This window comes from Microcoleus sp. FACHB-SPT15 (assembly GCF_014849525.1).
GTDB classification, from domain to species: Bacteria; Cyanobacteriota; Cyanobacteriia; order Cyanobacteriales; family Coleofasciculaceae; genus Symplocastrum; species Symplocastrum torsivum.
In genome coordinates, this window is record NZ_JACJNU010000059.1 from 63,715 (window position 1) to 75,961 (window position 12,247).

A 12,247-nucleotide genomic window follows, 5' to 3' on the forward strand; every position below is an offset into this window, starting at 1 on the left:
TAAGCCTATGCCGAGTCTATTAAAGACTGCCGAGTCTGTACCAAAATTGCAAATGGGAGCTACAAGAAGAATTCTGACGAGAAAGCTGCTTGAGTAAACTAAGACTTAGGTTTTTGAAAAAATTACCCTACTACACTATGTAAATTCTTCTGGGAAAACCTCTTTACCTTACAGGGCTTTCTAACTTGAGCTGAATAGAGTGAGCGCTGAGCGATTGTTACAGCAACACTTGTAGATTTCCATGCATCCGGACGTAAGGCTTTTGCCTTTTTTGACATAGCAAAAAGCTTTGACACTCCTACTGATATGCTCAATCCTGTCATTTCTCGCATTGGTAGGGGTACATCCTGTTCAAACTTGAAAATACCATTTTTGAGTTGAAGCAAAGGATGTAATTGCTGCAATACCTGAGCAAGAAATATCTGTTTAAGTTGTTCTGTTCTTAAAACTCCTTGATTTTTGAGGTAAAAACCAAACGGTTTATCAGTTGGAGACAACTGAGCTAGTTTAGAGACTACGCGATCGCTAACCCATTGGCGTTGATTAATGAGTTTGACTAATCCTTGCTCGTCTAGCTGATTAGCTGCTGCCACAACTTTGCCTTGATACACCCAGATATAATGAATTGCTATCGATGTAGTTGGGGCTTCGGCTTCGCTCCGAAATGAGAGTAAGCCTGTTTCTTTTCCTCTTTCAATGAATTGAAAAATTTCTGGCAGGGAAAATTCTGCCAACGAACCTGTTATACACATCGTTTTTTATGAAAACCTTATGCAACATCCAGACGCAATCATGTCTAGCTCCTACAACTTTCGTCTTGTAGGGCTAGCGTTTATCATCGCCGTTATTGCCTCCTATACAGCACTAAATCTGGCGGGGCAAATCAAGTCAGCCTCAGGACAAACCCGCTTCAAGTGGCTTATCGGTGGTGCAGTCGCTATGGGTACAGGCATTTGGTCGATGCACTTTGTCGCCATGCTGGCTTTCAATCTTCCACAACCTGTTGCCTACGAGGTGTGGCTGACACTTCTGTCTCTGCTTGATGCGATCCTCTATTCAGGTCTAGCCCTGCTGTTGGTGAGTCGCGCCACGCTTAGCCCCATGCGATTGGTATTCGGCGGTGTTTTGATGGGACTCGGCATTGCCTCAATGCACTACATCGGCATGGCAGCGATGCAGGTTCATCAAGGTCACATTCAGTACAACCTGCTGCTCGTGGGGCTATCCGTGGTAATTGCGATCGCTGCATCTTTGGCTGCCCTGTGGCTAGCGTTTCGGCTACGGGATGAAACAACAGTAACTTTGAACTGGCGCAAGCTTGGTAGTGCCCTAATTATGGGAATTGCGATTAGCAGTATGCACTATACGGGTATGGCTGCTGCCAGGTTCATTGAGGGCGAAGGATGGGGAAAAACTGTATCCTATACCTTTGATACGTCTCTTTTAGGGAGTGCGATCGCGACAGCCGCGCTGATTATTTTAGGTCTGGCATTACTCACCTCTGTATTTGAGCAACGGCTGGCAGCACAACTGGCGCGAGAGGAAGCCTTGCAGCAAAGTGAGAAACGTTTCCGGATGCTACTTTGGAATATGCCAGTCGGAGTACTGTTGCTGAAACCCTCCTTAGAAATTATGTTCAGCAACCAGATGGCAATCGAGAGGCTCGGCTTGACAGATAGCGATATATGCACTCAGCTAGCTTTTCCTGGCGACCTCCTACTGCTACAGGAAGATGGCACGCCTTTTCCTGAAGAGGGATTGCCGATGCAACAAGCGATCACAACAAAAGCGCCTGTACACAACGTCGTTATCCATATTCGTTGTCCCAATAGCCTTGAGCCAGAGCCACGGTGGTTGCTAGTTAATACCGAGCCGCAGCTAACAGCAGCCGGAAGCGTGGAGCGATTGGTATGTACCTTCAGCGATATTACGGCTGGCAAACAGGCAGAATCAGCTTTACGGCATTCCGAAGCCAGAGAACGAGAAAAAGCCACTCAGCTAGAACTAACTTTGCAAACGTTGAGACAGACGCAAGCCAAGCTGATCCAGACCGAAAAAATGTCAAGTCTGGGACAACTGGTTTCTGGCGTGGCTCATGAAATTAATAATCCTGTTAGCTTTATCGACGGTAACCTCGGCTATGCAAACGGATACATCCAAGACTTGCTCAATCTGGTACATCTATATCAAAAGCACTATCCCGATCCTACCTGTGAGATTCAAGCGTATGCTAACAAGATTGACTTAGAATTTTTGAGCGAAGATCTACCAAAACTGCTGAAGTCGATGAAAGTTGGTGCAGAGCGCATTAGCCAAATTGTATTGAGCTTGAGAAATTTCTCGCATCACGATGAAGCAGAAATGAAGCCAATTGATATCCACCAGGGAATCGATAGCACGCTGTTAATTCTCCAAAGTCGGCTGAAGGCAACAGGCAGGTATAAGGCAATTGAAGTCGTTAAAGAGTATGGTAATTTACCAAAGGTCGAGTGCTACGCCGGACAACTCAATCAAGTCTTGATGAATATTTTGAGCAATGCGATTGATGCTTTGGAAGAAGTAAGAATAGACCCATCTGCCTCAAGTCAGGAGAACACGAGGCGCACGCCTTGCATTCGTATCCGCACATCCCATCTGCGTTGCCAAGACCAACAACGACAAGCTTCCCTTAATGGTCAACCGATGACAGATAGCGTTCTCATTCAAATTGCGGATAACGGTTCAGGGATGACACAAGACGTTAAGGCAAAACTCTTCGAGCCATTTTTCACCACTAAGTTAGTAGGGAAGGGAACCGGTTTGGGATTAGCAATCAGCTATCAGATAGTTGTGAAAAAACATCAGGGAGAATTAGGGTGCGAGTCAGAACCGGGGCAAGGAACTGAGTTTTGGCTCAAAATTCCGGTACGGTTACAGGTGCCAAACTCTCAATATTACCAAGAGCCAAAGCCTGAGCAGCCCTTCAGGTTAGCGCTGAGTGACTAAAAGTAAATAGCAATGTCAAGAGCTTCAACGTAGCAAACTCTTAATCTCTCGCCAAATCTGTGACTGTCCTGAATTAGAACGAGGGTTAGTCAAAATTCCTTGACTAGGGCTAAATAAAAACGCCAGCATAAAAAAAACGAAGGCAACTAATACAATTGCTGGACCAGATGGCAGATTAAAAAAATAGCTCAAGTACATCCCGCTAATACTAGCCATAACACCAATTGCCGACCCTAAAATCATCATTTGTTGCAGTCGCGTGACCAATAAGTAAGCCGTTGCTCCGGGAGTAATTAGCATAGCAAGAACTAGGATTACACCAACGGCTTTGAGACTGGCAACAATAGTTAGAGCAATCAAAATCATTAGACCAAAGTCAAGCAAGTTGGTTGGGAGTCCAGCCGCTTTTGCCCCAACTGGGTCAAAGGTATAAAACATCAATTCTTTGTACAGCAGCACGACAATTGATAGAACAATCAATGTAATAATTGCTGTATTAATCACTTCTTCATTACTAACACTCAAAATATTACCAAAAAGAAAGTGATTAAGGTCGATTTTATTGTCTTTCTGAACAATAGTAATTAAGGTAATACCCAGTGCAAAAAAGGCAGAAAAGACAATGCCCATTGCTGCATCTTCTTTAATTTGCGATCGCGTCCGTATCCAAGCAATCACCATTGTGCTAATAATGCCAGCAATGAACGCCCCGACAAAAATATCAGCACCTACAATAAACGCGATCGCTAAACCGGGCAATACAGAATGGCTAATCGCATCTCCCAACAAAGCAAGCCGTTGCACCATCAAGTAACTGCCTACCGTAGCGCAAACAATGCCAACTAAAACAGCAGTCATTAGCGATCGCTGCATAAAGCCATATTGCAGCGGTTCAATAAACGCTTCTAGCATATGTTTGTTATTTGTGGTTGGTTATTTGTTGTTTGTCAATAACCATTTAAGCTGCTGCTTCTTCAGAGAAGAACACAACTTGACCCCCATAAGCGCGTTGCAGGTTATCCGCACTCAGCACCTGCTTGCGGGAACCACTGGCAATTATTTCTCGATTCAGCAAAATCAAGTCGTCAAAATTAGTAATTGCCTGTCCCAAATCGTGGTTTACAACCATTAAGGTTTTGCCAGCGTTGGCAAGTTCGTGGAAGATATCAAAAATTACGGCTTCAGTTTTTTTATCAATCCCTACTAAAGGCTCATCAAAGCAGAAAATCTCAGCTTCTTCAGTCAGTGCCCTAGCCAAAAAGACTCGCTGTTGCTGTCCGCCTGATAGTTGTCCAATAGGGCGATTTCGATAATCACTCATGCCAACGCGATCTAAAGCTTCTGCCGCTAAACGCCTTGACACCGTTGAATAGCGACGAAACCAGCCAGTTTTCCGCACTCGACCCATCAGCACCACATCCCATACTGTTGCAGGATAAGTCCAGTCAATTTGCGATCGCTGTGGTACATACGACACATTCTCCAACTGCTCCATCAAAGGTTTCCCCTTGTACATCGCCGTTCCGCCAGTTGTCGGAACCAACCCCAGCATGGCTTTAATCAGGGTACTTTTCCCAGCACCATTTGGACCAATAATTCCTGTGAGTCGCCCTGCTTTGATATCGCAGTTGACATCCTTCAGAGCCTCTACCATGCGGTACTGCACACCCAATTGCTGAACTGTAACGCTTTCCATCTGTAACCCCTAGTTATCTACCTGTTGCTCATCTCTACTTGGTTGAACTGACTATACGGAAAGTGGCAGTTTCCATGGTGGAGCTTTTCCGGAAAAAAGAAAATGAAAGAAATATGAAAGTAGCTTACTGTAAAAAATGAAAGGAATATGAAAATAAATGTATCAATCGTATGAAAGCAGTAACTCATTCCCCAGGCAGAAAGTACGGATGGCTGGCAGTTGGACTAATCTTCACCCTTTGGATGAGTGGGTGCAATTCAACATCTACCGACCAGAACACTTCTAATGATGACGATAAGCCGAAGGTTGTGTCTACCAGCACAATGATTACCGACTGGGTAGAACAAGTAGGAGGAGACGAGATTGAACTCACAGGTATCTTAAAACCAGGAGCTGACCCTCACGTTTACGAGCCAGTACCAGCCGATAGTATTGCCTTAGAGAAAGCTGATTTGATTCTCTACAACGGCTACAATCTGGAGCCAGGGCTGATTAAGCTGATGAACTCAGCGGGGGCTAATGCCAAGAAGTTTGCCGTTGGGGAAGTTGTGCAGCCCTTAGATTTTAATTACAAAGGGAGAAAAGAGCCTGACCCTCATGTTTGGGGTAATGCGAAAAATGCGGTCGCAATGGTCAATGCCATTCGTGACCAACTCATTGCACTTTCACCCGAAGACAAACAAGAATTTACAGACAACGCCACGCAACTCACTGATCAATTAAAGCAACTCGATACCTGGATTAGCCAACAGATCCAAACAATTCCACAGAATCAGCGTAAGCTAATCACAACCCATGATGCATTTCAATACTACTCCCGCGCTTACGGTATACCTGTAGCAGGTACCCTAATTGGCATTAGCACTGAAGAACAACCCAGTGCCCAGACAGTGAAAAGCTTGTCAGACTCAGTCAAACAAACTGGGGTTAAGAGTATTTTTGCAGAAACAACGATTAATCCAGCGTTGATTAAAACTGTAGCTGAGGAGGCTGGAGTCAATTTAGCACCGCAAGAACTCTACTCTGATTCAATTGGCGCACCAGGCGGTGAAGCGGATACCTACGTCAAAATGCTTGTAACGAATACGCGCACGATTGTCGAAGCACTGGGTGGGAAATACACGGCTTTCGAGCCAGCAGAAGAACCGAAAAAGATTTCTGTGCAATAGAGAGATACTATCTGCTATGAGATATTTATGTAAAAAACAATCCTGTTCGTCTGTTGGTTTTCAATTCTGATGCGGAGGTTATCGTTAAATGGACACTTTAGAGCAAGATCGGCAGATTATTCAAAAAGTAATATCAGAGTACGCGCAAATTCCTTATGCTTACGGAGAGATCGAACGACACACTGTGTTTGATTGCAGTTCTGATCGCTACCTATTGATGATAGTTGGATGGGAGAAAGTCCGCCAGGTTCACGGCTGTATCATTCACATCAAGATTATCAACGGCAAAATCTGGATTCATCGAGATGGTACAGAAGATGGCATCGCGAATGAACTGCTAAACGCAGGTATCCCAAAAGAGCGCATTGTTCTAGGTTTCAAATCGCCCAAAATTAGGAAGCATACAGGGTTTGCCGTCGCGTAAAGCTACTTGAACTGTAACTTAGTTACGGAAGTGCGATCACCTTTAGGGTAACATCCTTGGTCTGCTGACAATGATGCAGATAAATAAGTTGAACAGGGAATCAAGCCTTAATATGAACACGATTTTAGACACTTCCGACCAGATGCGCTCTCACACTAACCTTGCTCTTGTGTTTCAGGCATTAGAAGGTAGACAAAAAGAGTTTAATTGGCTTTTGACTAACGTTGAGTACAATATTTATCCACTAGAGCTTCCCCATGACCCAGAAAATAAACCGCGTTGGTTCACAGGCGAAGCATTAACCGCACTGGTCGAAAAATATCGCATTCAGTTCATCTGGGCTATTCTGTCTGGCTTTCATTCAGAGATCGTGATTGATATTAACAGCTTAGAAGTTGAACCGATTGCAGAGGGACATCCTACGCTCTGGACTAAACATCCAACGATTCAACACCCCAAAGCTATAGTTGAAATAGTCTGTTGCGATAGCAGTTACACAATTTTGCTCAGTAAGGATGAGGATTTGAGTCAGCGATTCCGTCGTTTTTTCCCCGAAGCTAAAGACCTTGGTCTAGAAAATTCTTGCAATTTTGATTTTAGCTAGGAGGAGAGCGATCGCCTCTTGGTGAAGTCAGTGAAAAGCGATCGCACTGGGGCAGTCTGAATGACTAGCGTAGTTCGCTACAGTAATTGTTAAATTAATTTAATGCTCATAGTAATGAAGATCGAGGAGACTGAATCTTATGACTCAATCTACACCCGCTCGTATTGTGCGTCGAGGTCGAATTTTCCCGGAAATTCAATGGTCAGAGGAAGAAATAGCTAGAGAGAAGGCTAGACGAGAAGAATTTTATCAACGTTGTTGGGCAATTTTTGAGCGATTGCAGCCGGATTTGCTAGATAAATACTATGGCTGGTATATCGTAATTGAGCCAGATAGTGGTGATTATTTTATTGACCCAGTTAAAGAAGTTGCTAGTAAAAAAGCACGACGGAAACACACTAATGCCATTCACCATATTTTTGGGATTAACGAAACTGGCGTGAGTGGCAAAATATGATTCGGGGTAGATTTGGAGAAAATGGACAGATATATTTAGAAATTGATTTAATTAGTAACGATGGGTTGAGTCTTCCGGTGGAAGCGATGCTAGATACTGGTTTTACAGAGTTTCTGGCAATTAACAAACAGGATGTAGAGAGTCTGGGTTGGAGTTTTCTGAGTCAGGATAAGCTGAGGACAGCACAGGGAGAAGCTACTTTTGATATCTATTTAGGTAAAGTGGTAATTGATGGGCAGGAGTTTGAAATTCCTGTTTTTGCAGGTGAGGAAATACAAGAGATTTTGTTGGGTTCACAGTGGCTTAAGCTGTTTATGTTAGTGGCGAATTATCAGGAAGGTAGGGTGACGTTAGAGTGAGGAGCGATCGCATCCTCTTGGTGAAGTAAGTGAAGAGCGATCGCATCTGCAAGCCTAATCTTCTATTGTCTTGTCAGAAGTTTCCTTGAGTACCCAAAGGCTTCTTGGCTTGAGATTTCGATATCCAAACTAGGAATAGAGCGATCGCTCTGTTCTCTCGATTGCAACAGCAAACCCAGAATTAGCTTCTCACTAGAAGAAACTATCTTGCTAGATTACATAATGAATAACCTAATTATGATTGCCCTGTCCGTGAGAAAAGGTGAGTTACTTTGGCAAAGTCCGGTGAATCAAATTGAGAGTAGATAACTTCAGTTTCTCCTATATAAACCAAGAGAACTTCCATTGGCTCGAAATGAGTTTGATGAGCCAGGCGCTAACTGATAGTTCTTTTCTTGCAAACCATCTGCAAAACTTTCATCGAAAGAAATAGAGTAACTACTTGCATTTCCGTGGCTAGCAAATTTCCCTGCTGGAATAGTAAATTGTTGTCCATTGATAATGTAGTTCAGAGTAGCTTGTGTGTCGTTCCAGATAGTTATGCCTCGTGCAATAGAACCTGAAGTTTGTGTTATGGGAGCGGATTTCTGTGTTACTTGGAAGCGGATATAAGGTTGATAAGTGTTTGGCATTTTCACGCACCTCACTCCAGCAATATAAGTCTCTGTACATTCCGCTCTGTTATAAGTTGCTCGTCCTATTTGTAGCCTTATTCCTGCTACAGATAGCTCAATTTGTCTACCGTTGAAAGATGCTTGAATACCAGAGAGAAGCTTGTCTACTGTCAATTCTCTGTCTAACTGCCTTGCTATCTCCGGTGCCTTCGCTGTGGCTTCGTTAATAACCTGTCGATATGAATCACGTGCGAAGCTCAAAAAGTAAGTTGAAGTTGCCCCTCCATAGGAAGCCAAAACATCTGAGGCAATGGCAGCAGAAAGCTTTAGGTATTCATCGTGGCTAAATTCTTTAGCGAAAACAACAGTCCAGCCACCTGTTCTCAAGCTTTCTTCTACTTGTGGTCTATTGGTTTGGTGATATGCAGAAGCACTATCTGGAGAGACTACCACGCCTGTAAGGGATACTCCTGCAAAAAGAAATAGAGGAGCAAGTTTTGTAAAAATTGACTGAGACTGAATTAACTTGTTCATACTATGCTTTAGAAATAGTGAAACTTAAAGACTCACTCCATCAAGGAAACGAATACGACCAATTATGCTGTTACCAACCCACCTTTTTTGAGAAGGTTGGAACTGAATGTCGTTAGCAATGAATACTGTTCAGCTAAATCACCCATAATTTCAATATCTCTCCTTGATATCTAACTAACGAATAACCCACAACCGATCGCAGTGTCGGTGAGAAAAAGTGAGTTGTTTGTGTAAATTTTTGGCAAGTTTTCCGTAAAACCCAGCAAATATGCAGATAAATCACCAGTAGGTCAAGATAGCTGGCGATGACGGGACAAGACGCGCTCACTTAGGCGATAGGCTTTTACAGGCTGCTAACCGAGGGTAAAGACTCGCAACCAACAATCGCAACATAATATCCCCCCAATGGGGGAATTTAAATTTTCATAAATTTGCTATCTGCAACCTGAAGAATCCAGTAAATTTAACCAATCAGTCACAATAACTAGCAATGACGGGACAAGACGCGATCGCCCTGGTTGATACTCTGTTACACACTGCCAACCAAGGGCAAAGACTCACCGATGTTCAATCGGTAGTCTTTCTGGAAACTTGGACAGGAACCTCCTACCGGGAGATTGCCAAACGGTTAGGCTACGAATACGACTACATCAAACAAGTCGGTTCGCAGTTGTGGCGAAGTCTCTCCCAATCCCTTGGCGAACCTGTCTCGAAGCGCAATCTTCAAGCGGTTTTGCGTCGCTACCAACAGTCGCAACAAGCTGCAACTGCATTACCTATCATTCAAGGTACGCAAGATTGGGGAGAAGCGCCCGACGTTTCCCGATTTTACGGTCGGCAAGGGGAACTACAAACGCTAGAAACCTGGATTCTTGAGGACAATTGCCGCGCAATTGGAATCTTCGGACTCGGTGGGATGGGCAAAACTGCCCTCTCGGTGAAACTAGCTCAACAACTACAATCCCAATTTGACTGTGTGATTTGGCGCAGCTTACAGCAAGCACCGCTCTTAGAACTCATCCTCAGCGAAATCTTGCCCATTTTAGTGGGTTCAGAGGTCACAAACGACAGCTCAATTGATACCCTAATGAAACAGTTGCGCTCAAAACGCTGTTTATTAGTCCTCGATAACGTTGAGTCGATCTTGCAAGACGGAAATCGCAGTGGACAGTACCAACAAGGGTTTGAAGCGTACCGCCAGTTATTCGATCGCATCTGCGATGAACCTCACCAAAGTTGCCTGATTATCACCGGACGAGACAAACCAGGCGGATTCGCCCTGCGGCAAGGAAAAAATCTCCCCGTGCGATCGCTACAACTGCAAGGACTCGCAGGCGCAGAAGGTCAGCAAATCCTCATTGCCAAAGGCTTAGAAGCTACACAATCCCAGAGTCGAACCCTTGTCAATTACTTTGGTGGCAACCCTCTTGCGATTAAGATTGCTGCAACAACGATTCAAAAGCTATTTGGCGGCAATATTCAAGGATTTTTAGCCCAAGGAAGCAGTGTTTTTAGCGATTTGTGGGACTTACTCGATCGCCAGTTTGAGCGCTTATCTCCCCTGCAACAACAAATTATGTACTTGTTGGTGATTAATCGAGAAGCGGTAATGCCTGCAAAATTACAGGAAGAAATCCTGCCCAAAGTACCTCTGCGAGAGCTACTAGAGGCATTGCAGTCACTTCAGGCGCGATCGCTTATCGAAACCGCAGACACAGGTTTAACGCTACAACCCGTGATTATGGAGTATGTCACGGAACGCTTCATTCAGGCGATCAAGCGAGAGGTTACTACAAACGAACTCACTTATTCAAAACCGATGCTTAATTGAAGCCCAGACTCAAAACTACCTGCGCGACACCCAAATTCTACTGGTTTGCTTGAGCAATTCGCCAAACCATGCGGTCGCTGCTATCAATCGACAACTCCATCTCTTTGAAGGTAACAAAGCGGATCGGTATTAACTCAAGCCAGCCTTGATTAGCAATATTACCCAACAGAATCAGTGCATGTCCCTCAAGATTATGGTCAATGAGGAAAATCATGCCTTCGATTCATGTCTGGCTTTCTGTGCTTGAAGCTTTGCCCAAAGGGCCTCTCGACCTGGCTTTTGTGGCATTGCCGCAATCCGGGCAAAGTGTTCGCGATTGCGTTCTTCCCAGTACTGCCGTATTTCTTCTGCTTCCTTTAAAACAGTTTGATACTCGGCTTCTACTTCAGCACGATTTGCCTCAATATAAAACAAGGCAGCATTAACTTGCTCATCTGTCAAGTTAAGCATACCGCGAATAAACTTAGGTGGATACTCAGCAGTCACGTAATCCATCACATCGTAAAGGGTGATGCGCGTTCCTGCGATCGTCAGTCCACGTTCTGTACGGATGATGCCTAGTTGTTCATTGGATGCCGGAGTCATACCCAGAATCTACTTCTACTAGATACCGCCTTCATAGTACCTCACGAAAAAAGCAAGGAGGATAACAAAAACCAAGTGCGATCGCCTAATCTACTAACTTCATACAGTCTGACGAAGTGTTAGACCTTATAGGCTCTCGATGAATTCTTCAAGAGTAACTTGCGCTTAAAGAGAGAATACCGCTCAGAGTACCTATCTCCCATAGCGATTTCTAAGAAAATGTCTTTAATTTTTCTTAATATCTTAATAATTTGATAAAAGTGAAGAAGGAGTCGCTGGCAGATAAAGGGATGGCTATAGACTATCCGGATATAGATATTGCGCCGTTGATCGATCATGCACTGCTCGATCCAGCCGCAACAGCAGAGCAAGTCGGAAAGTGTTGTTATGAGGCAGAGCGGTTTGGCTTTGCCGCTGTGTGTGTGTACCCAGTTTATGTGAAACAAGCGGCTGATCTACTTTACGGTAAAGCACCGAAAGTTTGTACAGTGATTGGTTTTCCAACAGGGGCAACAACACCAGCCGTGAAGCTCTACGAAGCGCAAGAGGCGACAGATAATGGTGCAACAGAGCTAGATGTAGTTATTCACATAGGTAGCTTAAAAGCTGGAAAAACCAACGAACTGTATCGGGAAATTGCCCAAATTTGTGAGGAAACCGAGCAAACTGTCAAAGTGATACTAGAAACTGCTCTGTTGACAGATGCCCAAAAGCGTCTTGCTGCGGAACTATGTATGGATGCAGGAGCACAATTTCTCAAAACCAACACCGGCTGGAACGGAGGTGCTACAGTTGCTGACGTTCGCCTCTTAAAAGAGGTTACACAGGGACAAGTTGGCATCAAAGCAGCAGGCGGCATCCGCACCATTGAACAAGCCTATGATTTAGTCCTTGCTGGTGCAACGCGCTTGGGCACATCTCGCGGGCCAGAGTTGCTTCGGCAGCTCACGTCGCGAGAAGAGGAGGAACATTCTTGATTTTGGGCGAAA

14 protein-coding genes are annotated in these 12,247 nt (G+C 44.4%); 8 read left to right on the forward strand and 6 right to left on the reverse strand.

All coding sequences use genetic code 11. The features are described from left to right. Positions 1-122 precede the first annotated feature (122 nt). Complete coding sequence (locus H6F98_RS23220; RefSeq protein WP_192221082.1) at positions 123-752, reverse strand: DUF4388 domain-containing protein; 630 nt, start codon at positions 750-752, stop codon at positions 123-125. 19 nt (positions 753-771) lie between these two features. Between H6F98_RS23220 and H6F98_RS23225 the strand changes: the two genes are divergently transcribed. Further along, the gene (locus tag H6F98_RS23225; RefSeq protein WP_192221083.1) at positions 772-2,985 is read left to right on the forward strand and encodes an MHYT domain-containing protein; all 2,214 of its coding nucleotides are present in this window, start codon (positions 772-774) and stop codon (positions 2,983-2,985) included. Positions 2,986-3,009: 24 nt separating this feature from the next. On the opposite strand, the gene H6F98_RS23230 is transcribed toward H6F98_RS23225, so the two are convergent. Both H6F98_RS23230 and H6F98_RS23235 read right to left on the reverse strand, forming a co-directional pair. Further along, a complete protein-coding gene (locus tag H6F98_RS23230; protein ID WP_192221084.1) occupies positions 3,010-3,897 on the reverse strand; it encodes a metal ABC transporter permease in 888 nt (295 codons plus the stop codon). A gap of 46 nt (positions 3,898-3,943) precedes the next feature. After that, a complete protein-coding gene (locus tag H6F98_RS23235) occupies positions 3,944-4,681 on the reverse strand; it encodes a metal ABC transporter ATP-binding protein (RefSeq protein WP_192221085.1) in 738 nt (245 codons plus the stop codon). Positions 4,682-4,851: 170 nt separating this feature from the next. On the opposite strand from H6F98_RS23235, the gene H6F98_RS23240 reads away from it, so the two are divergent. The 5 genes from H6F98_RS23240 to H6F98_RS23260 all read left to right on the forward strand — a co-directional run bounded on the left by H6F98_RS23240 (position 4,852) and on the right by H6F98_RS23260 (position 7,694). Beyond that, positions 4,852-5,850, forward strand: a complete 999-nt coding sequence (locus H6F98_RS23240) for a metal ABC transporter substrate-binding protein (RefSeq protein WP_192221086.1) — start codon at positions 4,852-4,854, stop codon at positions 5,848-5,850. Between the two features lie 88 nt (positions 5,851-5,938). Continuing rightward, entirely contained in the window at positions 5,939-6,274 is a 336-nt protein-coding gene (locus H6F98_RS23245) for a XisI protein (RefSeq protein WP_192221087.1), read from the forward strand. A gap of 112 nt (positions 6,275-6,386) precedes the next feature. After that, positions 6,387-6,878: a hypothetical protein gene (locus H6F98_RS23250; protein ID WP_192221088.1), complete on the forward strand. Its 492-nt coding sequence runs from the start codon at positions 6,387-6,389 to the stop codon at positions 6,876-6,878. A gap of 139 nt (positions 6,879-7,017) precedes the next feature. Beyond that, positions 7,018-7,335 (forward strand): hypothetical protein, encoded by a 318-nt coding sequence (locus tag H6F98_RS23255; RefSeq protein ID WP_192221089.1) that lies wholly within the window; start codon positions 7,018-7,020, stop codon positions 7,333-7,335. Beyond that, positions 7,332-7,694, forward strand: coding sequence for an aspartyl protease (locus H6F98_RS23260; RefSeq protein WP_192221090.1), 363 nt, complete (start codon positions 7,332-7,334; stop codon positions 7,692-7,694). The genes H6F98_RS23255 and H6F98_RS23260 overlap by 4 nt, the downstream gene beginning before the upstream one ends. Positions 7,695-8,005: 311 nt before the next feature. On the opposite strand, the gene H6F98_RS23265 is transcribed toward H6F98_RS23260, so the two are convergent. Next, entirely contained in the window at positions 8,006-8,842 is an 837-nt protein-coding gene (locus H6F98_RS23265) for a hypothetical protein (protein WP_192221091.1), read from the reverse strand. Between the two features lie 490 nt (positions 8,843-9,332). Between H6F98_RS23265 and H6F98_RS23270 the strand changes: the two genes are divergently transcribed. Continuing rightward, complete coding sequence (locus H6F98_RS23270; protein WP_192221260.1) at positions 9,333-10,673, forward strand: NB-ARC domain-containing protein; 1,341 nt, start codon at positions 9,333-9,335, stop codon at positions 10,671-10,673. A gap of 37 nt (positions 10,674-10,710) precedes the next feature. On the opposite strand, the gene H6F98_RS23275 is transcribed toward H6F98_RS23270, so the two are convergent. Both H6F98_RS23275 and H6F98_RS23280 read right to left on the reverse strand, forming a co-directional pair. Further along, entirely contained in the window at positions 10,711-10,887 is a 177-nt protein-coding gene (locus tag H6F98_RS23275) for a hypothetical protein (protein WP_192221092.1), read from the reverse strand. Further along, positions 10,884-11,258, reverse strand: a complete 375-nt coding sequence (locus tag H6F98_RS23280; RefSeq protein WP_192221093.1) for a DUF433 domain-containing protein — start codon at positions 11,256-11,258, stop codon at positions 10,884-10,886. The genes H6F98_RS23275 and H6F98_RS23280 overlap by 4 nt, the downstream gene beginning before the upstream one ends. A gap of 290 nt (positions 11,259-11,548) precedes the next feature. Between H6F98_RS23280 and deoC the strand changes: the two genes are divergently transcribed. Then, positions 11,549-12,235 (forward strand): deoxyribose-phosphate aldolase, encoded by a 687-nt coding sequence (gene deoC, locus H6F98_RS23285; RefSeq protein ID WP_192221094.1) that lies wholly within the window; start codon positions 11,549-11,551, stop codon positions 12,233-12,235. Positions 12,236-12,247 lie beyond the last annotated feature (12 nt).